General features: G+C 70.5%; 17 protein-coding genes. 10 read left to right on the forward strand and 7 right to left on the reverse strand.

All coding sequences use genetic code 11. The annotated features are described in order from the left end of the window. Positions 1-148: 148 nt before the first annotated feature. Together ACWGJ2_RS32665 and eccE are read right to left on the reverse strand one after the other, a co-directional pair. Positions 149-847, reverse strand: a complete 699-nt coding sequence (locus ACWGJ2_RS32665) for a hypothetical protein (RefSeq protein WP_453349929.1) — start codon at positions 845-847, stop codon at positions 149-151. Positions 848-858: 11 nt separating this feature from the next. After that, the gene (gene eccE / locus ACWGJ2_RS32670; RefSeq protein ID WP_453349930.1) at positions 859-2,190 is read right to left on the reverse strand and encodes a type VII secretion protein EccE; all 1,332 of its coding nucleotides are present in this window, start codon (positions 2,188-2,190) and stop codon (positions 859-861) included. Between the two features lie 187 nt (positions 2,191-2,377). On the opposite strand from eccE, the gene eccB reads away from it, so the two are divergent. The 7 genes from eccB to ACWGJ2_RS32705 all read left to right on the forward strand — a co-directional run bounded on the left by eccB (position 2,378) and on the right by ACWGJ2_RS32705 (position 9,920). Further along, positions 2,378-3,913: a type VII secretion protein EccB gene (eccB, locus tag ACWGJ2_RS32675; protein ID WP_453349931.1), complete on the forward strand. Its 1,536-nt coding sequence runs from the start codon at positions 2,378-2,380 to the stop codon at positions 3,911-3,913. Between the two features lie 24 nt (positions 3,914-3,937). Further along, on the forward strand, positions 3,938-5,209 hold the full coding sequence (gene mycP, locus ACWGJ2_RS32680) for a type VII secretion-associated serine protease mycosin (RefSeq protein WP_453349932.1): 1,272 nt from the start codon (positions 3,938-3,940) through the stop codon (positions 5,207-5,209). A gap of 321 nt (positions 5,210-5,530) precedes the next feature. Continuing rightward, positions 5,531-6,121: a hypothetical protein gene (locus ACWGJ2_RS32685; RefSeq protein ID WP_453349933.1), complete on the forward strand. Its 591-nt coding sequence runs from the start codon at positions 5,531-5,533 to the stop codon at positions 6,119-6,121. A gap of 21 nt (positions 6,122-6,142) precedes the next feature. Next, the gene (locus ACWGJ2_RS32690) at positions 6,143-7,846 is read left to right on the forward strand and encodes a hypothetical protein (RefSeq protein ID WP_453349934.1); all 1,704 of its coding nucleotides are present in this window, start codon (positions 6,143-6,145) and stop codon (positions 7,844-7,846) included. 5 nt (positions 7,847-7,851) lie between these two features. Further along, complete coding sequence (locus ACWGJ2_RS32695) at positions 7,852-9,099, forward strand: S8 family serine peptidase (RefSeq protein ID WP_453349935.1); 1,248 nt, start codon at positions 7,852-7,854, stop codon at positions 9,097-9,099. A gap of 64 nt (positions 9,100-9,163) precedes the next feature. Beyond that, the gene (locus ACWGJ2_RS32700) at positions 9,164-9,535 is read left to right on the forward strand and encodes a WXG100 family type VII secretion target (protein ID WP_453349936.1); all 372 of its coding nucleotides are present in this window, start codon (positions 9,164-9,166) and stop codon (positions 9,533-9,535) included. 79 nt (positions 9,536-9,614) lie between these two features. Further along, positions 9,615-9,920 (forward strand): WXG100 family type VII secretion target, encoded by a 306-nt coding sequence (locus ACWGJ2_RS32705; protein WP_453349937.1) that lies wholly within the window; start codon positions 9,615-9,617, stop codon positions 9,918-9,920. A gap of 125 nt (positions 9,921-10,045) precedes the next feature. Here ACWGJ2_RS32705 and ACWGJ2_RS32710 read toward each other — a convergent pair whose 3' ends face one another. The 5 genes from ACWGJ2_RS32710 to eccCa form a co-directional block, all read right to left on the reverse strand. Next, positions 10,046-10,276 carry a DUF397 domain-containing protein gene (locus ACWGJ2_RS32710; RefSeq protein ID WP_453349938.1) on the reverse strand — a complete coding sequence of 77 codons (231 nt, stop codon included), beginning with the start codon at positions 10,274-10,276 and terminating at the stop codon, positions 10,046-10,048. 153 nt (positions 10,277-10,429) lie between these two features. Further along, on the reverse strand, positions 10,430-11,518 hold the full coding sequence (locus ACWGJ2_RS32715) for a hypothetical protein (protein ID WP_453349939.1): 1,089 nt from the start codon (positions 11,516-11,518) through the stop codon (positions 10,430-10,432). A 128-nt stretch (positions 11,519-11,646) separates the two neighbouring features. After that, entirely contained in the window at positions 11,647-13,881 is a 2,235-nt protein-coding gene (locus ACWGJ2_RS32720; protein ID WP_453349940.1) for a hypothetical protein, read from the reverse strand. Positions 13,882-13,892: 11 nt separating this feature from the next. Then, complete coding sequence (locus tag ACWGJ2_RS32725; RefSeq protein ID WP_453349941.1) at positions 13,893-14,555, reverse strand: hypothetical protein; 663 nt, start codon at positions 14,553-14,555, stop codon at positions 13,893-13,895. 172 nt (positions 14,556-14,727) lie between these two features. Then, positions 14,728-18,696 (reverse strand): type VII secretion protein EccCa, encoded by a 3,969-nt coding sequence (gene eccCa, locus ACWGJ2_RS32730; protein WP_453349942.1) that lies wholly within the window; start codon positions 18,694-18,696, stop codon positions 14,728-14,730. Positions 18,697-18,984: 288 nt separating this feature from the next. On the opposite strand from eccCa, the gene eccD reads away from it, so the two are divergent. The 3 genes from eccD to ACWGJ2_RS32745 all read left to right on the forward strand — a co-directional run bounded on the left by eccD (position 18,985) and on the right by ACWGJ2_RS32745 (position 23,504). Further along, positions 18,985-20,508, forward strand: coding sequence for a type VII secretion integral membrane protein EccD (gene eccD, locus ACWGJ2_RS32735; protein WP_453349943.1), 1,524 nt, complete (start codon positions 18,985-18,987; stop codon positions 20,506-20,508). Between the two features lie 191 nt (positions 20,509-20,699). After that, complete coding sequence (gene rpsO / locus ACWGJ2_RS32740) at positions 20,700-20,990, forward strand: 30S ribosomal protein S15 (protein ID WP_453349944.1); 291 nt, start codon at positions 20,700-20,702, stop codon at positions 20,988-20,990. Positions 20,991-21,275: 285 nt separating this feature from the next. Next, positions 21,276-23,504: a polyribonucleotide nucleotidyltransferase gene (locus ACWGJ2_RS32745; protein WP_453349945.1), complete on the forward strand. Its 2,229-nt coding sequence runs from the start codon at positions 21,276-21,278 to the stop codon at positions 23,502-23,504. The last annotated feature ends 44 nt before the right edge of the window (positions 23,505-23,548 follow it).

Raw genomic sequence — 23,548 nt, forward strand, 5'->3', positions numbered from 1 at the left:
ACAGCGAATCGCGGGGGGGCAGCGAGGATATCATCACCCCGCCTTACGCGTGACCGCCGCGCGGCGGCACCCGGCGCAACATCCGGAGCGGGGCCCCGCAGTCGCGGGGCCCCTCCTCCCAGTCCGTACCGCGGACGCCGCTTCCCGCTCAGTCGAGCCTGCGCGCCGTGCCCAGCAGCCCCGACTCCGCGTCCGTCGGCTGCGTCAGCGCGTACTGCCGGTCGCGCCGCGTGCACCACAGCGTCACGCCGTCGCCGAGCGTGGACAGCGCCTCGACGTCCTGCTGCGGCAACTGCATGATCCGGCCGATCTGGCGGGCCTCGTCCGGCGAGACGCGCTGGACGCCGACGAGCGCCGAGTTGCGCACCAGACGCGGCGCCACCGGGCTGAGATACGGCAGCAGCGTCAGCACCGACTGCCACGCCGAGGACGCGACCCGGCCGCGCGGCGGGCGCATCCCGCAGTCGCGCACGACAAGCACCGGGCTGCCCACCGTCGGGCCCATCGGCGGCACCTGGCCCACGTCGTGCAGCGTGATGCACTCCTGGCCCGCGCCCGCGGCCTGCACCAGGTTCGTCCACACCTGCGCGCGGCCCGTCTCGACGACCACCCGCGCACCCGTGCCCGCCGTGCGCAGCGCCAGCACCTGTGCCGTCCAGAGACCGCCGATGAGGACCACGTCGTAGGGGACCGGGTGGTGGAAGCCCACCACCTGCGGGCGTCCCTCCGCGTCGTTGCCGACGACCACGCCGTCGTCCCCGATGGGCAGCGAGAGCGCGCTCAGGTGGTCGGCGGGCAGCGAGTGGCCCGCGCGGCGCGGGCCCCGCAGGCCCTGCATCAGACTCATACCGTTCGCCATCAGCGGGTGCCTCCCAGCGGCAGCGTCGCGAGCGCGCCGGGAAGCTGCTCGCGGTCGAGTCGTACGAGGCCGACCTTCGCGGAGCGCGCGTCGCGCTCCAACTGGCGCCGCGCACCGCTCAGTTCGGCGTCCGTGCGCCCCGTGACCCGCACATGGCCGCTGACGGAGAGCGACTGGCGCCGCGCGCCGCGGCCCACGGTCAGGCTGAAGGTGGTGGTCAGCGTCGGCATCGACGTCAGCCGCGACACCAGCCGGGGCAGTGGCGTCGCCGCACGGCCCAGCTCGGGCCAGCGGCCCACCGCGTAGGTCGTGTGCCAGCGGTCGTCGCAGCGCCAGGCGCGCGGGGTCTCCTGGGTACGGCGCGTCGGCGGGGCGTCCGGCTGGCTCGCGCGCGCCGTCGCCATCGGGTTCACACAGGCGGAGGTCGCCACGGCCGAGATCAGCTCGTCCTCGTTCAGCACCGTCGCGCGGAAGCCCGCGCCCGTGATGCGGCTCGCGAGCTGGTCGGCGGCGCGTACGAGACAGCGCTGCGCGCCCTCCAGCCCGCCGCCGCGCGCCTTGACCGCCTCGGAGCACAGCTCGGGGTCCAGCTTGAGCGCCACCCACGTCAGCCGCAGCGCGGGCGACCCCGTCTGCTCCTGGAGCGGGCCGTAGCTGCGCCGCGCTACCGACTGCTCGGGCAGGTGCGGCGCGGGCGCCGGCTGCACGTGCTGCACGATCTGCACCGATTCCAGCGCGATCCCGTCCACGTCCAGCGCCTCGTGCAGCAGCCCCAGCGGCAGCGCCCGCGCGCCGAACGCGGGCCGCAGCGCGCTCACCCCGGCCTCCACCCGCACCACGGCGGTCAGGAAGCTGCCGTCGCCGAGCATCCCGATGGTGCGCCGGTCGCGGTCGAGGAACGCGTACGTCCGCAGACCGGGCACCGCCTCCACGGCGGGCGCGAGGCTCGCGTCCACGCGCTCCCGCAGCGGCGCCGCGGCCAGCCGCTTGCGGGCGCGCAGCGCCAGCAGCGTGGACAGCCAGTCCCTGACCGACCGCTGGTGGCGGCGCATCAGCGCCAGCAGCACCAGCGCGACGGCGACGACGACGGCGGGCGCGAGCATCAGCTTGTCGATGGCCGCGGCGACCACCAGGACCGCCAACGCCAGCTCGATCAGCACGAGTTGTTGCAACTGGAACGGCCCGACGCGGCTCGTCAGCGATTCCGTCCGCAGCATGGTGGAGGCGGGCGTACGGGGCCGCACCGCGTTCGATCCGCTTCCGGAGCCGTTCCCGCTCCGGCCCCCCGCTGAGGCGGCTGCGGCACCCCGGGCGCGCGTTGCAGTTCCCATCGCCGCAAAGCCCCCTCATGTCCGTATTCGCCCCACTGGTCAAGGGGCGCTGGCCGGGCGATCACCCTACCGGAGCAGCGGAGAGGGATCGTCAACCGGCATAGTAGGGGTCCGGTCCGGCACACGGCATCAGATCGCGGTGTTCGACGGCATCGGGAACGGGTCAGCGGGGAGAGGCACTTAACACATGGCATCACGGCGGGACGAACTCAACGCCTACACCTTCGCGAAGAAGCGCCTGGTCGCTCAGTTCCTCCAGCCCTCGCCCACGGGGACGGAGGAGGGCGCCCCGCGCCCCGTGCGCGCCGTGGTGCCGGGAATGGTGATCGCGGTGGTCATCCTGGCGGGCTTCGGCGCGTGGGGGATGTTCAAGCCCACGGCTCCGAAGGGCTGGGACACCGCGAAGGAGAAGGTCATCATCGGCAGCGACTCGACCACGCGCTACGTCGTGCTGAAGACCAACGGGAAGAAGCAGCTCCACCCGGTGCTCAACCTCGCCTCGGCCAAGCTCCTCCTCGACCCGAGCAAGGGCCAGGTCGTCAAGGTCGACGAGAAGATCCTCGACAGCGGCAAGCTGCCGCACGGCGCCACCATCGGCATCCCGTACGCGCCCGACCGGCTGCCCGACAAGGCGGAGGCGGAGAGCGAGAAGACCTGGGCCGTCTGCGAGCGCCCCGGCGGCAGCACCCGCGCGGTCCAGAAGGCCGCCTTCGTCTTCGCGGACCGCGAGAAGGACAAGGTCGAGGGGAAGAACCGGCTGCGCGGCGGCGAGCTGATGTACGTGGAGGGCCCGGGGGACAAGCTGTACGTGGTCGACAAGGCTGGCAAGAAGTACCCCATAGAGAACGACCAGAAGCTGCTGGGCGCCGTCGTGGGCGTCAACAAGAAGCCGCAGCGCGTCTCCGGACAGTGGCTGGCCACCCTCAAGACGGGCGACCCGATCTTCTTCCCTGAGGTCGGCGGCACCCCGAACGACCCCGCCAACGTGCCCGGCGGCCAGCTCGACGACCAGACCAACCGCGTCGGCGCCGTACTGAAGGCCCGCTCCAGCGGCCAGATGCACTACTACGTCGTCGTGCGGGGCGGCGTCATGCCCGTCTCCGACTTCACGGCACAGCTCCTCCTCAGCAGCGAGCAGCTCCTGGACCTCGGCCAGAACGGCGAGGCCACGCAGGTCAGCTTCGGCGCCTTCTCGCCGACCGAGAAGGAGTTCGGCGGCACGGAGGACTGGCCCAGGGAACAGAGCACCAGCGTCAACCCGGAGAACGCCGACACGGACGGCAGGAACACCTTCTGCAACGTGCTGCGCGACGTCGGCGAGAAGGGCGGCGCCACCCTCAGCACCTGGGCGGGCGAGAGCTTCCCCGCGACGCTCCCCACCGGCTCCACCAGCGCCTACGTCACCCCAGGATCGGGCCAGCTCTTCCGCCAGATCCAGGGCACGGCGGCCAAGGACGGCGGCCTGTTCCTCGTCACGGACACCGGACTGCGCTACGCGATGCAGACCAACGACGACACCGACAAGGACGAGTCCGAGATCGGCTCCGACGGCAAGAAGGAGTCCCCCGAGGAGCAGGCGCGCAAGCAGCAGGAGGGCGGCGCCCCGGCGCGGCTCGGCTACGCGGAGGTGACGCCCGCGCCGATCCCCGCGGCCTGGTCGCAGTTCCTGCCGACGGGCCCGCGCCTGTCGACGGGCAGCGCCAAGCAGCCGCAGGGTTCCTGACAGGTCCGGGGGAGGACGAAGAACATGCCGTACACCGGAAGCATCGGCCACCGGCTCCGCAGGAGGACGGCGGCCCTGGCCGTCACCGCGGTCGCCGTGCCGGGGCTGGCCGTCGCGGCGGCGCCACCGGCCGCCGCCGACACGACCACCCAGTGCGAGTTCCCCTCGAAGCCCTACTCGGGCAGGCCCTGGTCCCTCCAGCGGGTCCTCCTGGACCAGCTCTGGGCGGAGAGCAAGGGCGAGGGCGTCAGCGTCGCCGTCATCGACACGGGCGTGGACATCAAGAACAAGCAGCTCACGGATGCCGTCGACACGGGCAAGGGCAAGCGGTTCCTGAAGCCGAAGAAGGACAAGTTCGGCGAGAAGCCGAAGCTGGGCAAGGCCAACGGCACGACGGACCGCGTCGGCCACGGCACCAAGGTGGCGGGCATCATCGCCGCACGCCCGGCGAAGGACACCGGCTTCGTCGGGCTGGCGCCGGAGGCGAAGATCATCCCGATCCAGCAGAACGACGAGAACGGCAGCGGCACGGCGGCCACGCTCGCCACGTCCATCGACTACGCCGTGAGCGCGGGCGCCGACATCATCAACATCTCGCAGGACACGGCCCAGGCGCTCAAGCCGGAGTCCGACCTGCGGCGCGCGGTGGACGCGGCGCTCGCGAAGGACCGCGTCATCGTCGCCTCCGCGGGCAACGACGGGCTGGGCGGCGAGGTCAAGGAGACCTACCCGGCCTCGTACCCCGGCGTCCTCGCCGTCGCCTCCTCGGACCGCAACAACGAGCGCGCCCCCTTCTCCCAGTCCGGCGACTTCGTGGGCATCGCGGCCCCCGGCGTCGACATGGTCTCCACGGTCCCCTCGGGCGGCCACTGCGCGGACAACGGGACGAGTTTCTCGGCGCCGTACGTCGCGGGCGTCGCGGCGCTCGTCCGCTCCAAGCACCCGACCTGGACGAACGACCAGGTCGTCGCCCAGCTCCAGCAGACCGCCGAGCGCTCGATCGCGGGACACGACCGGCTGGTCGGCTGGGGCGTCGTGGACCCGGTGCGCGCGCTCACGGAGGACGACCACCCGGTCAGCCAGCCGGTCGCGCGCGAGGGCGTCGCGAAGGCGGAGGCCCCGACCCCGGCCAAGCTCCAGCTCGGCGAGACCGAGCAGGAACGCAACGAGCGCATCGGCACGTACGTGGTCGTGGGCGGCCTCGTGCTGGTCGGGGTGGTCGGCGGCGGCTCCGTCGTCTACCGGGACTGGCGGCGGCGTACGGGGCGGGCTGCGGGGCGTACGGGCGTGGCGTGAGGGCCCGTGGTGAGGTTCCGGGGTGAGGTTCCGGGGCGAGGGGAATGGGAAATAGTCCCGGAATCAACAACTCCGAGCGGGACGGGTAATCATCACAGAACCCTTACACGGGCACGGGGAAGCGGGGCAATTCACCCACTCGACGGGGCGGTCAAGGGGCGCGGAAGGCGATCGCGGCGATGCTGTCGACAGGATGAATCTCTCCTGTTGCAGACCGCCGCTTGACAACGCGAGTCGCTTTGATTTGCCGTACGGAGGCGTCGCGTGGGGCAAGTCACGGGCTTCGGTTTGCAGTTGGAACAGTCGTACCCAGTGGCTAGAGTGTCAGTAGACGTCATTGAGCAGCGCGAGACCACGAAGATCGCAGAGTGCGAAGATCGCAACGGGTGGAGGGGGAGTGCCGTGGGCAGGCCGGCAGAAGGGGGCGGCGGTTCCGCGCCGCAGGGTAAAGGGATCAAAGTCCCGGACTCACTGCTGACTTTCAAGAAGCGCATCGACGGCATTCTGAAGGATCTTGAGAATTCCCCGGCGGCCAAGAACGCGGTCGCTGGCCAGCAGATTCCCAGGAGTTCTCTGAGCGGCGGTGCGACTCCCTTTGAAGAGGCCGACGGCCTCTTCAGGAAGTACAACGAGGTGCACGAGGCCCTCACTTCCCTTTCCCAGACCCTCGGCGATCAGATCGAGGCCGTGGGTATCGCGGTGCACGGGGCGCACGTCGGTTTCGGGAACCTGGACGACGACGTCAGGCGTCGCTTCTGGGAGATCCAGACGCGCACGCACGAGCGCGCCGAGGAAGAACGCCGGCGTCGCGAGCGCGACGCGCAGGACCACGGCCGGCCCGGCGACGACAAGGGCAAGGGGAAGCCCGATTCGCAGCCGAGGGGCGAAGGCGACGAGATCGAAGGCCGTTGACGGGGGAAGGGAGACAGTCCCATGGGTAAAGGCAACGGGGACCAGGGCGGCGAGGGCCAGACGCCGACCGGTGGCGAGGAAGAGCTGCCGGAGGAGCCGATCGTCGCTCCGCAGTTGGCTCTGACCGACGTCCGCCGGATCATGTCGAGCTTCTTCGGCTCCGGCACCATCGGCAAGACGGACTTCGAGAACCGCCACCTCAACGACATGGTCGACCTCGTCGAGAGCGCGAAGCCGAGCGATCTGGAGGCGGCGGGCGACGCGCTGTGGGACGCGGCCAGGGAGATCAAGAAGGCGGGCAACGAGCTGATCACCCACATCGGCACCGTCGAGTGGGAGGGCGAGTCCGGCAACGCGTTCCGCGAATGGGGCAAGAAGCTCGCCCAGAACACCCTGGACCTGGGCGACTTCGCGGGCACCGCCGCCACCCAGATCAAGGCGGCGGGCGTCGGCCTGGCCACGGTCCAGAGCTCGATGCCCCCGCGCGACAACGGCAAGGGCACCGCGATCGGCGACGTCCCCTTCCCGGCCCGCGTGGACGGCAACCCGGGCATGGCCGACACGAAGACGCCGGAGGGCAAGAAGCGCGAGGAGGACCGGCAAGAGGCCATCGCGCAGATGAACAAGCTCAGCTCGTACTACCAGGTGTCCTACGACACGATGGCGGCGCAGAAGATGCCGGTGTTCGAGCCGATGCCGGGTGTGGGGGTTCCGCAGCCGTCGAGTGCGGGGGGCGGCGGAAACGGAGGGTCCGGAGGCGAAGACGTGCCCCTGGCCGGTGGGGGCGGTGGCGTGGCCGCCGCGGCGTCGAACCCCTCCTCGGACGCCCCGGCCGTACGGCCCGACGCGCCCACTCCGCATCAGCCATCGGTGACTCCGGTGACTCCGGTCGCCCCGGACAGCTCGGTCAGCACCGACATCGACAGCGCCAAGACCCTGCCGCCTCCGGTGGCCGACCACGCTCCGACCTCGCCAACCACCTCGCCGCCCACGACCTCGGCACCGCCGGTCACGGGGCCCGTTCCCGGGGTGCCGAACGCGACGCCGCCGCGCGGGGCGGGCAAGACGCCCGGGATCTCCGGCACGCCGAGGCCGGTGGCCAAGAGCGCGGGCCCGACGGGCCGTCCGACCGGGCCGACGAACCCGGTGGGCCGCCCGACGGGTCCGACCGGGCAGTCTCCTGTGGGTCGTCCCACCGGCCCCACGGGGCAGTCGCCAGCGGGCCGTCCCACGGGACAGTCGCCCATGGGGCGTGCGGGAACGACAGGTGCCGGACAGCCCGTCGGGCGGCCAGGGTCCACCGCGTCCCCGCGTCCTGCGGGCCGTTCCGGACCGGTCGTCGGCGGTACGCCGAGCCGTTCCGGGCCCACGGCGAAGGGGCCGCGCATTCCTCGGGGAACGGTCGTCGGCGGCGAGCAGTCCTCGACGACGGGACGTAGCGCCAGCGGCGGCACGAGCCGGAAGCTCGGTTCTGGTCCCGGTGGCGTCGTCGGCAATCCGCGTTCCGGCTCTTCGGCGCAGGGCCGTCAGTTCACCCAGGGCGGTTCCGGCCTGGTGAGGGGCGAGGGCGGCAAGGGGCAGGCGGCCGGGGCCGCACCGCGCGGGAAGAAGGAGTCCGGGCGGGAGCGGGAGCGTGAGGACGCCGAGCGCCCCGACTACCTGACCGAGGACGAAGAGACGTGGACCAACGGGCGGCGCGGTACCGTTCCCCCGGTGATCGAGTAGCCCAGGTGAGTGAAGAGATGACGGCAGTGAAGAACCCAGCCGGGCGGACGGCGACGTCGCGCGTGATGCGGCGTCGTCTGGTCCCCGCGTTGGCCGCGGTGGGCGCGTGGACCGCGTGTCTGGCCGGAGCGGCTCCGGCTGCCGTCGCCGAGGACGTCCGTTCTCAGCAGTGGTACCTGGACGCGATGCAGGCCGAGAAGATCTGGAAGGTCAGCACGGGCGAGGGCGTCAAGGTCGCTGTCGTGGACACTGGCGTCGATCCCACGACCTCGTCCCTGCGCGGCCAAGTGCTGCCGGGCAAAGACCTGTCGGGGGCTCCTGGAGGGACCGCCGACGATGACACCGGTCACGGGACCACCGTTGCCGAAATCATCAGCGGAACCGGCAAGGGCGGGGGAATCCGGGGGCTGGCGCCCGGCGCCAAAATTATTCCCTTTCGAGCCGCCCTGGCTGGTGTCAAGGGCGTAAAGGAAGAAGACGGCGACCTCTCGTACAAGGCCATCAGGGCCGCCGCCGACAGTGATGCGAAGATCATCAACATGTCCTTCGGTAACCCGCCGGACCCGCGCACTCAAAAAGCCGTCGAATACGCGGCGAGCAAGGGGAAGCTGCTTATCGCGGCGGCGGGCAACGACCGGAAGAAGGGCAACCTCAAGTCGTTTCCCGCGGGATACGACGAGGTAGCAGGCGTAGGCGCTACGGACGAGGCGGGGAAGGTCGGCGACTTTTCTTCGAGCGGTTATACCGTCACTCTCGCGGCGCCCGGCGTGGACATCCCCGTCTGGTGCGACGCGAAGAGGGCGGACTACTGCGAGGGCGAGGAGGGGACCAGTTTCGCGGCCCCCATCGCCTCCGCCTCCGCAGCCCTGATCTGGTCCAAGCATCCGGACTGGACCGCCAACCAGGTGCTGCGGGTCATGATCGACACGGCGGCGAAGCCCAAGACCGGCAAGATCCCCAGCAAGTATCTGGGATACGGAGAAGTCCGCCCGCGTATGTCCGTTCTGGAGAACGAGGGCGATCCGGGTGACCCGGGAGAAAACCCGCTCACCGGTGAGGGCGGCACGTCCGAGTCCTCCGCCCCGGGCGGCAGCTCGGATTCCAAGAAAGACAATGCGGCTGACAAGGTGAAGGTGGAAGACTCCGCCTCGTCGGACGACAGCAGCCAGCTTTGGACGATCCTCGGTGTAGGAGCCGCGGTAGTCGTTCTCGGGGGCGGCGCGTTCGCATTCGTGCGGGCTCGTCGCGGATGACGTACCAACACGTCACATCAGTTGATGAGCCGCAGGCTCTGCTCACGCACAAGGGAAGGAAGTCATGGGACAGCAGAAGGTAAACGGTGTTGACCTCAAGCAGCTTGAGGACCGTCTGGAGCAGAAGTTCGACTCCATCACCAAGCAGGTGAAGAGGCTGAACGAGTCCATCGACAACCTGGAAGGCCAGTGGAAGGGCATCGGTGCCGGCGAGTTCAACCGTAAGCAGCGCGAGGTCAACGAGGACATCACCTCGCTCCGCAACATGCTCAACGGTTTCAAGAACTCGATCCACGACACCCGCACCCTCAGCGGCAACACTGAGGACGAGGTGCGCCGCCGGATGCAGGGCATCTCGGTCGAGGGCGGTCTCGCCTCCTCGGGCGGCCCGGACACCACCCAGGGTTCGCTCGCCTCGAAGCTGAGCCAGTACTGATGCCGTGCGGAGTCGCCGTCGACGACACTCCGCACTCCGTCCCCGCCGTTCAACCCGCAGCATGAATTGAGGAGTTCACATGACCACCGGAGACCCGAACCAGCTTGTCGTCACCTACGGCAGCCTGGAGCAGGCCGCTGCGAGCATCCAGCAGCAGGGCAACCAGCTCCGCGGTGACCTCGAGGAGATCCAGGGCTGGGTCCGTCAGGTCGCCGACGTCTGGCAGGGTGAGGCCAAGGAGGCCTACGACCGTGTCCAGCACACCTGGGACCAGAAGGCCGACCACCTGCACAACGTTCTGCTGAGCATCGCCGCCGAGGTCAGGGTGGCCAGCGGCGACTACAGCGCGACGGACAAGAAGGCCGCCCAGATGTTCGGCGGCTGAAGATCCACAGCTGGATCCACAGCTGGATCCACGGCTAGCGACGGGGTGAGCACGCGCGGGAGGTGCTCACCCCTTTGCTGTGCCCGCTTGCTGTGCCCGCGGGCGGTGGGTCGGCGCACACACGCCTACTTGAGGTCGAACTCGCCGTCCCGCGCGCCCAGGACGAACGCGTTCCACTCCGCCGCCGTGTAACGCAGCACCGTCTCCGGGTCCTTGGAGTTGCGCATGGCCACTCCGCCGCCCGGCAGGTGGGCGATCTCGACCTTCTCGTCCTCCGGGCCGCCGGGAGCGCTCTCCCAGGTGACGCCGGAGATGTCCATGGCGTACAGCTCGTTCTTCTCCTGCTCACTGCCCATGTGCGGAGTTCCTTCCGGAGTGGTGGGTACGGGTGTCGGACTGCTGTGGAACGAGCCTACTCACGCGGGCTGATGATGTTTCCGCGAGCGGGCCCACGTCGCTCGTACGGGTGTACGGGGACGTACGGGAGCCGGTCCTGGCCTCACGGCAGATCACGGCAGACGCAGGTCCGAGCAGCCGTGCGCCTTGGCCGACCGCTTCGCGAACGCCGTGAGCGCGTCCTTCTCGAACGCGGGGGAGGGGTGCTCCGCCACCGTGCCGCCGCCCGTGGCGCGGATGCCCCAGAGGACGAACAGCGCGCGCTCCGAGCTGCCCTCGCACTTCGCGCTGGCCCACGCCAGATGGTTCTTCTCCGTGGTGCCCGCGTCCTCGCTCACCGCGCTGCCGTCCGATGTACGTAGGATCCGCGCGTACGGCCCGTACAGCGCGGAGACCCGGTAGCCGGGCGAACCGGCCGACCCGTTCTCGGCGAGGTAGCAGTCCTCGGCTGGCGCCTTCCCCGTCGTCGCCGCCTCCAGCGCGGTCGGCACCCCCGCGGCCTCCGCACGCTCGGCGAGCGGCCGGAGTGCCGCGCAGGTCCCGGTGGCCCGGGTGAGGGGGCGCGGCTTCGCCGAGAGTGGGTCGACGCGGATCTGCGAGAGCCGTGTCGCCTCCTTCACCTGCGGCGCCGGGCAGCCGTGGATCTCGGCGGCGTTCTGCGCCGTGTCCGCCGTGACGCGGGCGAAGACCGCGCGGGCCTCCTCGGCCGCCGCCGCGTCCTCGCGTTCGAGGAGGCCGCTGACGAGCAGGTCGTCGGCGTCGCTGCCCTCGTCCCCGCACGGCACGGTGACGGCCGCGCGGAGCTGGGAGCCGCGGCGGCTCGTCGTGCCTGACCAGTCGTCCCCGAGCGGCCCGACGGCGTCCGTCGCGTGGTAGAGCGACGTGCGCGCGGGCAGCAGGGCACCCTCGTCGCCCGCCCGCTCCACCCTGCGGATGTCGAGGGTGAAGGAGTTCTCGTCGGGCGAGGCGGTGTTCCGCACCCGGCACCGGGCCATGGCGCCCTCCCCGTCCCCGTCGGCCGACTGCGCCGTGGCCTCGTCGCCGCCGAGCGCGTCGGGGACGAGGACCGTCGAGAGGCTGCCCCCGCAGGCGTCGTCGAGCGGGTCGTTCCACCACCGGTAGACGAGGAACCCGGCGATGACCGCGAGCGCGCACACGGCGACGAGGACGGTTCGGGAGACGGTGCGACGTGCCATGTGCATGCGGTTGCTCTCTGTTCCGTGTGCTCTCTGATCCGTGCGGGCCCGGGGCCTGGTTCCGTGCGGGTCCGGGGGCCGCGCGGGACGGGGGGCGGGGTCCGTACGGGCTCAGCGGCCCGTACGGACCGCTCTCACCACTCCGAGCGGAGCCAGCTCAGCGCGTCGTCCCTGCCGCCCCGGTACTCCGTCTCGCCTTCCTTGATCAGCGCGGTGGTCCAGTTGTCACTGCCCTCGCGCGGCTTGCCGGTCTCGGGGTCGGTGTGGGTCTCCGACCACGCGGCGATCATGTTGGAGATGTTGTGCTGTCCGGCGTCGAACTTCTGGCCGTTCTCCTTCGTGGCCTCCATGCCCGCTTCCTTGCGCATGTCCAGCGTGTAGTCGTACATCGCGAAGTCCAGCGCACGGTTGGCGATGTCGACGGGAGGCAGGTACTTGGCCGGGGTGAAGTCCATGACCACACCGGTCGAGGACGTCACCGCGTGGTTGAAGTCGAACGCGTACTGGTTGATGGTGTCCCGCTTGTCGAAGGTGATGTCCGCGAGGACGCCGTCGTACATGCCGATCGCCGACGAGGTCTTCTTGACGGGGACCACCGTGTCGTCGTGCTTGTTGTCGTTCGGCATGCTGGAGAAGAGGTCGAGGGAGTACTCCTTCTCGGCCCGGTACATCTGCCCGTACGCCGCGGGGTCGTCCGCGATGCCGCGCATGACCTTGACCAGGTCCTCTTCCTTCACCGCCATGCTGGCGCCGCCCGGCCCGTCGCTCCAGACGCCGCTGCCTTCCGCGTGGTTCTGGTAGTCGACGTTGTCGCGGCCCAGGATCTCGTGGGTGTCGGGCGTGTAGTCGGTCAGCATGTGCGCGAGCGGTGCCCGGAGGTTGGGGGGCATCTTCTCGGCGTGGCCCGACTCGTTCAGCAGCCCGATCGTGTCGTGCATGATGCGTGCCTGCGACTCGGTGTGCGCGCCCATCGGGTGCTGGGTGCCCGGCGCGTACCCGGTGGCGGCCGACTCCAGCGCAGCGCCCAGCCCCTTCTGGTTGTAGAGGTCGCTCATGGCGTCCATCTCCTTGGGCGCGGCGCCCGGACCGTTCATGAGGTAGTCGGGCCAGTCACGGTCCTTGAGCAGGTACTTCAGGTGGTCGCTCTGCTTCGGGTCCAGATAGGCGGTGGACGCCTCCGGGTCCTTGCTCATGATGCCGAGCACCCCGTCGAGCGGGTCGTGCTCGACGCCACGCTGCACCGGCTTGCCGTTCCAGATGTCCCACAGGCCGTCCTTCTTCTTCTCGGCCTCGATGATGTCGTTGCCCAGGGCGTGCAGGAATTGGTCGTCGTACTTGCCGCCCTGCTTCATCGTGGTCACGAGCGCCTGGTAGCCGTAGACGGGCTCGGTGTTACTGCCGAAGTTCTTGGTGCCGGCCTTCTCCAGGTCCGCCATGAAGTCCTTGTTGAACTTGCCGTCGGCGCTGTTGAGCCAGGTCTTGTACTCCTCGGAGCCGACGGGCATCTCGGCCACCGACTTGGGCACCCTCGTCGCGGTCGCGATCGACTCGGCCAGGCCCTTCTCGACCTCGTCGCCGTCCTTGCCCATGCCGCGCAGCTTGTTGCCCAGCTCCAGGGTGCGCTCGGCGCCCAGGCCGTTCAGCAGGGTCTGGGAGAACGCCTTGTCGTCCGAGTTGTCCCGCATGAGGCGCCGCAGCTCCGCCGTCTCGGTCGCGGACAGGTCGTCGCCGGAGTTCAGCTTCGTCGCCAGGTCCTTGGCGCGGTTCGCCTCGACCTTCTCCATGTCGCCCTCGGCGGCGCTGTTGAAGCCGTCCGTGGCGCCCTTGCCGTCCTTGTCGACGGTGGCGGTCTTCAGCGCCAGCTTCACGCCGTGGTCGGCGTCGTCGACCTGTCCGACGAGGGTCTTGATGTGCTGGGTGAAGTCCCGTTCCGCGTCCGCGATGATGCGGCCGTTCTCGGGGTCGTTCTTCATCGCCCGGTTCTCCTCGGGCGTGAGCGCGTCCCAGTCGTAGGTGACCTCGCCGGTCTGCGCGTTGACCTTGTAGCCCTTGCTCTTGGCCTCCTTGACGACCTTCTCGATGGCCGTCTTGAAGGCGTCGAACTGGGTGAACGCCTCGTCGAGGATCTGGGCGATGGCCTGGGCCTCGGCCTTGGCGGCGATGAACTCCTGGCGGATGATCCCGGACTGGCTGAACGCGGCCGTGAAGCCCTCGCCGCGCCAGGCGCTGTCACCGATGACCTTCAGGACGTTGGTGTCGAAGTCCGTCTGCAACTCGCCGAAGCGGGTGCCCATCTTCCGCCACGACCCGGCGGCGTCCTTGAGCGTGCTGAACTTCGTCGTCATGACGTCGTGATACGTGAGCGGCATGGCCGAACTCCTCAGTAGTCCGCTATGCCGCTGCGGGGCACGGTGTTGGTGGACGTGGGCGCGTTGGGATTCAGGAGCAGCGGGGGAGTGCCGTCGACGGGCGGGACGAGGCCGTTGTTCTGCCCGTTCTGACCGTTCGCGCCGGGCAGCAGGAACTGGTTGCCGATGAGGCCGTCGTTGAGGCCGTAGAGGTTGTTGGCGCTGCGCAGCGACGACATGTACGACGTCAGCCTGCCCAGCAGATTGCCGACCTGGCGCTCCCAGGCCGTCATCGCCTCGTTGAGCCCGGTCTTGGTCTGCCAGTCGTTGAACTCACCCGCGCCGCCGCCACCGCCCGGCCCCGTGCCGGGGGCCACCATCGGGGGGTGCCACTGCGGCTTCTGCGAGGGGGTGAGCAGCGAGTCCAGGAGCGGCCCGACCATGCCGCCGCCCGCGACGACGCCCGAGTCGGCGTCCGCCATGGTGCTCGCGCTCTTGGCCGCGGGCGCGAGGGTCTTCTCGATGTAGGAGGCGGCCTTCTTCTTCTGCTCCGGAGCCGTCGCCAGGACGCCGGTGCCCGGCGCCACGGGACCGGGGCCGCCGCCACCGTCCGCCTGGTTGAGCCGCATGCTCGTGCTGTCGCCCTGCGAGCCTGCGGCGGTCTTGTGCTCCGCCCATTCGTTCTCGAATGACATGCGTTCCCCGTTCTGTGACCCGGCCAAGGCTTTCGCCCCGATGCGACCGGCGTCACCGATGCGACTGTTGCGGCCGATGCCGTCGACGCCACCGGTGCGACCGATGCACAAGGCAGCCAAGTTAGCAGTGGGGCGCCTGGGGAGGCGCCCCACTTTGGCGATCGTCAGACCGTCAGCGGTCGGGCAGCCACCCGAGCTGGACGAGAGGTGTCCCCCGCTTGCGGGAGACGAAGAAGCCCCGCCCCTGCGGCATCGGCCGGGGCCGTACGTTGCCCAGCAGGTCGCCCTCGCCCGGGTCGCCGGAGAGGACCACGCCCTGCGCGCCCAGCTCCTTGATGCGCTGCATGAACGGCTCGAACATCGAGCGCGAGGCACCGGCGGCGCTGCGGGCGATGATGAAGCGGACGCCGACGTCGCGGGCGAACGGCAGGTTCTCCGCGAGGACCGAGAGCGGATTGCCGCTGGAGGTGGCGACCAGCTCGTAGTCGTCGACGATCACGAAGATCGTCGGCCCGGACCACCAGCTGCGGTCCCGGAGCTGCTGCGGGGTGACGTCCTGCGCCGGGGCCCTGCGGTTCATCAGGTCCTGGAGCGCACTCATGTGCGCCTCCATGGAGTTGGACATCGGCGCGTACTCCAGCAGGTGCGACTCGGGGATCGCGCTCAGCAGGGAGCGCCGGTAGTCGCCGACGACGATCTTCGCGTCGTTGGCGTCGTACCGCTCCGAGATCTGCTTGGCCAGCAGCCGCAGCAGCCCCGTCTTGCCCGACTCGCTCTCGCCGAAGACGAGAAAGAAGGGGTCGGTCTCGAAGTCGACGAAGACCGGCTCCAGGTTGTTCTCGTCGATGGCGAAGGCGACGCCGCGCTCCGGGTGGTCGCCGCCGCCCGGCAGCTGGTGCGCGGGCAGCTCGCGGGGCAGCAGCCGCACAGCGGGCGCCGCCGGGCCCGTCCAGTGCCGGGCCACGGCCTGGTTGAGCGCCGAGGTCGCCTCGGACAGCTCGTCGTCCGAGTGGATGCCGTCGATACGGGGCACGGCGCCCATGAAGTGCAGCTTGTCCGGCGTCTGGCCGCGCCCCGGCACACCTGCCGGGACGTTCGCGGCGACCTTGCGGTCGAACTCCGAGTCCATGGTGTCGCCGAGCCGCAGCTCCAGCCGGTTCATGAGGTGGTCCTTGAGCGCCGCGCGCACCTCCAGGCTCCGCGAGGCCGTGATGACGACGTGGATGCCGTAGCCCAGACCGCGGGCCGCGATGTCGGTGATGACCTGGTCCAGGCCCTCGTAGTCGTTGCGGAAGTTGGCCCACCCGTCCACGAGGAGGAAGACGTCGCCCCACGGCTGGTCCGTGATCTCACCGCGCGAGCGGCGGCGCCGGTAGGTGGCGATGGAGTCGATGCCGTTGGCGCGGAAGTACTCCTCGCGGCGGGTCAGGATGCCGTAGACCTCGGCGACGGTACGGCGCACCCGCTCCGGGTCCAGCCGGGAGGCCACGCCGCCCACGTGCGGCAGGTCCGAGACGGCCGACATGCCGCCACCGCCGAAGTCGAGACCGTAGAACTGGACCTCGTACGGGGTGTGGGTCAGCGCGAAGGCGGAGACCAGGGTGCGCATCAGCGTGGACTTGCCGGACTGCGGGCCGCCGATGACGAGCATGTGGCCCGCGGCGCCGGAGAAGTCGCGGTAGAGGGGGTCGCGGCGCTGCTCGAAGGGCTTGTCGACCAGGCCCAGCGGGACCACGAGACGGCCAAGCCGCGGATAGTCGGGCTGCGTCAGACCGCGCCCCTCGACGGGCGCGAGCCCCGGCAGCAGCTCGTCCAGCGGCGCCGCGCTGTCCAGGGGCGGCAGCCACACCTGGTGGGCCGGGGTGCCCTGGCCCTCCAGGCGGCGCACGATGACGTCGAGCACGGTGTCGGCCAGCGCGTCGTCCTCGGGCCGCCTGGCTCCCGGCACGCCCGCCGTCTCCGGGTCGGGCGCGAGGTGCTGGACGGCCACGGGCGCCGCAGTGAACAGCACGGGGCGGCGGTCGACGGGCAGCGGCCCGCTCGGCGTCAGCTCGCGGTCGGCGCCGGAGCGGTAGACACCGGAGACGTAGGCGGCCTTGAAGCGCGTCATCTCGTCCGTGCCGAACTTCAGATAGCCGGAACCGGGGACCGACGGCAGGTGGTACGCGTCGGGGACGCCCAGCGCCGCGCGCGACTCGGCGGCGGAGAAGGTGCGCAGACCCACGCGGTAGGACAGATACGTCTCCAGACCGCGCAGCCGCCCCTCCTCCAGGCGCTGCGAGGCCAGCAGCAGATGGACGCCCAGCGAACGGCCGATGCGGCCGATCTGGATGAACATGTCGATGAAGTCGGGCTTGGCGGTGAGGAGTTCGGAGAACTCGTCGATGACCAGCACCAGCGAGGGGATCGGCGTGAGCGGGGCGCCCGCCGCGCGCGCCTTCTCGTAGTCGTGGATGTTGGCGTAGTTGCCCGCGTCGCGCAGCATCTCCTGGCGGCGGTTCAGCTCGCCGCGGATGGAGTCGCCCATGCGGTCGACCAGCGTCAGGTCGTCGGCGAGGTTGGTGATGACGGCCGCGACGTGCGGCATCTGCGACATCCCCGCGAAGGTCGCGCCGCCCTTGAAGTCCGCGAGGACGAAGTTCAGCGTCTCGGAGGAGTGCGTGACGGCCAGGCCGAGCACGAGCGTGCGCAGCAGCTCCGACTTGCCGGAACCGGTGGCGCCGACGCACAGGCCGTGCGGGCCCATGCCGTCCTGCGCCGCCTCCTTGAGGTCCAGCATCACGGGCTGGCCGTCCTCGCCGACGCCGATCGGCACCCGCAGCCGCTCCGCCTGCGAGCGGGGGCGCCAGGTGCGCGAGACGTCGACGGAGGCGGCGTCGCCCAGCGCCAGCAGGTCCGTGAACTCCAGGTTCGCCAGCAGCGGCTCGTCGTCGTCACCGCCCGTCCCCATGCGCATCGGCGCGAGCTGCCGGGCCAGCGCCTCGGCCGCCTCGTACGAGAGGAAGTCGGGCACACCGTCGTACACGAGCCCGTGCCCGGACTCCAGTTGCAGCGCACCCGGGCGGACGACGGCGGACAGGCCGCCCCGCGCGGCCTCTATGTCACCGGGGACGACCTCCAGGACGGTCACGCCCTGGAGCCCCTCGGGCGCCGCCAGCATCGACCCCGGCGGCACCGTGGCACCGTCGAGGACGACGAGCACGTGCGGCTGCTCCAGCAGCGGCTGGCCGCCCGCGTTGAACCGGGGCCGCCCCTCCAGGCGCGCCGCCAGCAGTTCCTCCAGCTCCATCGCGTGGTCCGCGATCAGCCGCCGCGTCCCGGCGCCGTCCGTCGTGCCGGGTGCCTGCACGTGCGGCAGCCACTTCGCCCACTCCCAGCGCGGGAGGCCGCCGCGCCCCGCGGCGATGGCGATCACGAGGTCGTCGGGGGAGTGCAGCGAGGCCAGCGAGGCCACCAGCGCGCGGGCCGATCCCCGCACCGCCTCGGGCTCGCCGCTCACGGTCATGTGGTAGAAGGCGCGCAGCGAGACCGCCATCGGCAGGCCCTCGAGGGTGCCGTGCGTGTTGAGGAACTGGTGCATCGCGCCCGCCGTCAGCGGCTCCAGCTCGTCCACGGGGGCCGTCTCGGGCGCGATGAGGGGGGTCGCGAGCTGCTGTGCGCCGAGGCCGATGCGCACCTGGCCGAAGTCGTCGTCGCCCGCGCGCCGCTCCCACACGCGGCTGCCCTCGGCCACCAGCGACCACAGTTGCTCGGGCGCCGGGTGCAGATAGAACTGCGCGTCGCGCTGCTTGCGCGCGGTCTTGCGGATCTTCCGCCGGGTCTGCGCGAGGTACTTGAGGTAGTCGCGCCGCATTTGCGACATCTCACCCTGTGTGCCCCTGCGATAGCGAATGATCATGGCGATGGCCATGGCCACCGTGGAGGCGACCATCACGATGCCCATGATGCGCATGAAGGGGTGCGCGTTCGGCATGAAGAAGAAGACGACGGAACCGCCCATGCCGAGCATCGGCAGGAGCTGCATCGCCATGCCCTCCTGCTGCCCGCGCGGCAGCTCGGGCGGAGGTTCGAGCATCAGCTCTTCGCTGGGTACGTCAGGGGGAAGAGCCCGGGGCTGACGTTTGACAACGATCTGGCTCACTGCGCACCAATTCCCTCGTACGGACGGGACAGTTCGATGCCGGCGCCCCCGTGGCGACGGACTCCGTCCGCGCGAGGTGATCCTACTGGCAGTGCGCGTGACCGGGGAGCGGTAGGGTGTCGCGCGATGTGTGCGCACCAGCGAATGAAGACCGCCGCACGGCGTTGACGCCGACGAGGTGACGAACGCGATGGCGAATACGTGTGCGTCCGGTGCGCATCGCGTGTTCATTCCGCGCCCATGTGTCCAGCCGGCCCGCCAGGAACGGCCTACGAGGGGGATTCACAGGTGAGTACGACGGCCTCAGCAGCGGCCACGGGGTCCGGTCCGCGGACCGGTACCGCGTTCGGCGCCGCGCCAGGCAACGGCTTCTGCCGGGTCACCATCGTCGCGCCCGACAGCCGCATCGACGTGGCCCTGCCCGAGGACATCCCGGTCGCCGACCTCTACCCGGAGATCCTCCGCCTCTCCGGGCAGACCCCGGCCGAGGGCGCCCCCGTCGGCTATCACCTGGTACGCCGCGACGGCACCGTCCTCGACGGCTCCCGCTCCTTCATCGCGCAGCGCATCCACGACGGCGAGGTCCTCAGCCTCCGCCCCTTCGCCGAGTCGCTGCCGCCGGCCGTCTTCGACGACGTCTCGGACGCCGTCGCCTCCGCCGTCACCCGCGACCGCAAACTGTGGTCCGACGGCCTGATGCGCGGGGCCGGGCTCATCGGCGGCAGCGTGCTGCTGGTGCTGATGGCCTTCGTCCTGTGGTTCGCCGACCCCGTCAAGCACGACATGCACAGCCTGCCCGGCATCCTCGCCACCGTCGCGGGCGTCCTGCTCGTCGCGCTCGCCGCCGTACGGGCCAGGGTCTACGACGACCGCGCCTCCGCCATCGCCCTCGGGCTCGGCGCGATGCCGCACGTCGCGATCGCGGGCTCGGGCCTGCTGCCACTCCAGGAGCACCACGGCGTCGGCAGGCTCCAGTTCCTGTTCGCCTGCGTGGCCGTCCTCCTCGTCTCCGTCATCCTCATCGCGGCGACGCCCAGCGGCGACGGCCCCTTCGTCGCGGCGGCCTTCACCGCCGCCGTCGGCACCCTCATCACCTTCGTGGGCATCGTCACCGACATCGAGGCCGTCGAGTCCGCCTCCATCTGCGCACCCCTCGCGGTCGGCGCCATCGCCTTCCTCCCCGGTCTCTCCGCGCGCTTCGCCCGCCTCCCCATCGGCTACGAGGCCCCCCGTACCGGCACCGTCAGCTACGACACCGACCCGGACGCGACCCCCGAGACCCAGGGCCCGGTCGACGCCGAGCGCATCGCGGGCCAGGCCCGCCGCGGCCACGAGATGCTCGTCGGCCTCGTCGGCGGCTGCGCGGCCGTCGTCGTCGGCGCCACCGCCGTGCTCGCCTTCGCCGACTCGGGCTGGGGCCAGCTGCTGGCGCTCGCCACCGGCATCGCGATGCTGCTGCGGGCCCGCCTCTTCCGCTACACCTCGCAGGTGAGCTGCGCCCTCGTCGCGGGCCTCGTCGCGCTGACGCTGCTCGGGCTCGGCCTCTCCCTCAACCCGCCGGTCGAGGTGCTCCAGGAGCTGCGCACGGGCGACAGGACCGCGCTCGACATCCGCACCATCTGGCTGACGGCCGCGACCGCCGGGGCCGCAGCGCTGATCACCGCCATCGGCCTGATCGTCCCGCGCAAGGGCGTCACCCCCTTCTGGGGCCGCTTCCTGGAGATCTTCGAGACGTTCGTGCTGCTCTCGCTGCTCCCCCTCTGCCTGGCCGTGATGGACGTCTACACCGCGGCCCGCGCCATGACCAGCTAGCGCCGGACCCGCCGGTACGGCGGGAGGACCGGAGCGTACGGCCCGCCCGGCGGGCCCGGGGCGGCCCGCCGCGCACCGCGGTAGGCCGCCCTTTCGCGCGCTGGTAGGCTGGTCAGGCCCCCGAGTACCGGAAGTGACCCCTGTGAAGCAGACCAGGGGCGCTCGGCGGCGAGGAAACCCTAGGAGCACCAGTGTCGTCTCTCGATGCCGCGACCAAGAAGCAGATCATGTCCGAGTTCGCCACCAAGGAGGGTGACACCGGCTCTCCCGAGGTCCAGGTCGCCCTGCTCTCGCGTCGCATCTCGGACCTGACCGAGCACCTCAAGACCCACAAGCACGACCACCACTCCCGCCGTGGCCTGCTGCTCCTGGTCGGCCAGCGCCGCCGCCTGTTGCAGTACCTGGCGAAGAAGGACATCCAGCGCTTCCGCGCTCTGGTCGACCGCCTCGGCATCCGCCGTGGCGCGGCCGGCGCCCGCTGAGACAGGATGAAGGGAGCGGTTCCCGCTGACGGGGACCGCTCCCTTCGCCGTACTCGGCACACCTCGTGGGACGCGGAAGGTTTGTAGTCTGGGTCCCACAACGCCATACAACGGCATACACAGAAGAGAGGCCGGGCGCCCCGCCCGTCGCCGGTCCTCGGTAGTGGCCCCCGGACGACACGTCGATCCGGGTGCTTCGATCGAAGACCGGCCCGCACAGGGAGCGCCTCGCCAAGACGGTCCGCCGCCACACGGGCGACGGACGCAGACGAGGAGATATTCCTGGTGGAGAACGAGACCCACTACGCCGAGGCCGTCATCGACAACGGCGCCTTCGGCACCCGCACCATCCGCTTCGAGACGGGCCGCCTGGCCAAGCAGGCCGCAGGCTCCGCCGTGGCGTATCTGGACGACGACACCATGGTGCTGTCGGCCACCACCGCTTCCAAGCAGCCGAAGGATCAGCTCGACTTCTTCCCGCTGACCGTCGACGTCGAGGAGCGGATGTACTCGGCCGGGAAGATCCCCGGCTCCTTCTTCCGCCGTGAGGGCAGGCCCTCCGAGGACGCGATCCTCACCTGCCGTCTCATCGACCGCCCGCTGCGCCCGTCCTTCAAGAAGGGCCTGCGCAACGAGATCCAGATCGTCGAGACGATCATGGCGCTCAACCCCGAGCACCTCTACGACGTCGTCGCGATCAACGCCGCGTCCTGCTCCACGCAGCTCGCCGGGCTGCCCTTCTCGGGCCCGATCGGCGGCACCCGCGTCGCCCTCATCAAGGGCCAGTGGGTCGCCTTCCCGACCCACACCGAGCTGGAGGACGCCGTCTTCGACATGGTCGTCGCAGGGCGTGTGCTGCCCGACGGCGACGTCGCGGTGATGATGGTCGAGGCCGAGGCCACCGAGAAGACCATCGAGCTGGTCAAGGGCGGCGCCGAGGCGCCGACCGAGGAGGTCGTCGCCGCCGGTCTGGACGCCGCGAAGCCCTTCATCAAGGTGCTGTGCAAGGCCCAGGCCGACCTCGCCGCGAAGGCCGCCAAGCCGACCGGCGAGTTCCCCGTCTTCCTGGACCACCAGGACGACGTCCTGGAGGCGCTCACCACCGCCGTCCGCGACGAGCTGGCCCAGGCCCTCACCATCGCGGGCAAGCAGGAGCGCGAGGCCGAGCTGGACCGCGTCAAGGGTCTGGCCGCCGAGAAGCTGCTCCCGCAGTTCGAGGGGCGCGAGAAGGAGATCTCCGCGGCGTACCGCACGCTGACCAAGGAACTGGTCCGCGAGCGCGTCATCAAGGAGAAGAAGCGCATCGACGGGCGCGGCGTCACGGACATCCGTACGCTCGCCGCCGAGGTCGAGGCGATCCCGCGGGTGCACGGCTCAGCACTGTTCGAGCGCGGCGAGACCCAGATCCTGGGCGTCACCACGCTGAACATGCTCCGCATGGAGCAGCAGCTCGACACCCTCTCGCCGGTGACGCGCAAGCGCTACATGCACAACTACAACTTCCCGCCCTACTCCACCGGTGAGACCGGCCGCGTCGGCTCCCCGAAGCGTCGCGAGATCGGCCACGGCGCGCTCGCCGAGCGCGCGCTCGTGCCGGTGCTGCCCACGCGCGAGGAGTTCCCCTACGCCATCCGCCAGGTCTCCGAGGCGCTGGGCTCCAACGGCTCCACCTCGATGGGCTCGGTCTGCGCCTCCACCATGTCGCTGCTGAACGCCGGTGTGCCGCTCAAGGCCCCCGTCGCCGGTATCGCCATGGGCCTCATCTCCAAGGAGATCGAGGGCGAGACGCACTACGTCACCCTCACCGACATCCTCGGTGCGGAGGACGCCTACGGCGACATGGACTTCAAGGTCGCCGGTACACGCCAGTTCGTGACGGCCCTCCAGCTCGACACCAAGCTGGACGGCATCCCGGCCTCCGTTCTCGCCGCGGCCCTCAAGCAGGCCCGCGACGCGCGTCTGCACATCCTCGACGTGATGAACGAGGCCATCGACGTCCCGGACGAGATGTCCCCCAACGCCCCGCGGATCATCACCGTGAAGATCCCCGTGGACAAGATCGGCGAGGTCATCGGCCCCAAGGGCAAGATGATCAACCAGATCCAGGAGGACACCGGGGCCGACATCACGATCGAGGACGACGGCACCATCTACATCGGTGCCGCCGACGGCCCGGCCGCCGAGGCCGCCCGCTCCACGATCAACGGCATCGCCAACCCGACGATGCCCGAGGTCGGCGAGCGCTACCTCGGCACGGTCGTGAAGACCACCACCTTCGGTGCCTTCGTCTCGCTGCTGCCCGGCAAGGACGGTCTGCTGCACATCTCGCAGATCCGCAAGCTCGCGGGCGGCAAGCGCGTCGAGAACGTCGAGGACGTCCTCGGCGTCGGCCAGAAGGTCCAGGTCGAGATCGCCGAGATCGACCAGCGCGGCAAGCTCTCCCTGATCCCCGTCATGGACGACGAGGAGAGCGGCGACAGCGCCGAGAAGGACGGCGGCGAGTCCGACCAGTGACACGCACGCCCCGTACGACGGCCCGCCCCTCCGCGACGGAGGGG

The organism is Streptomyces sp. NPDC054796 (assembly GCF_053611545.1).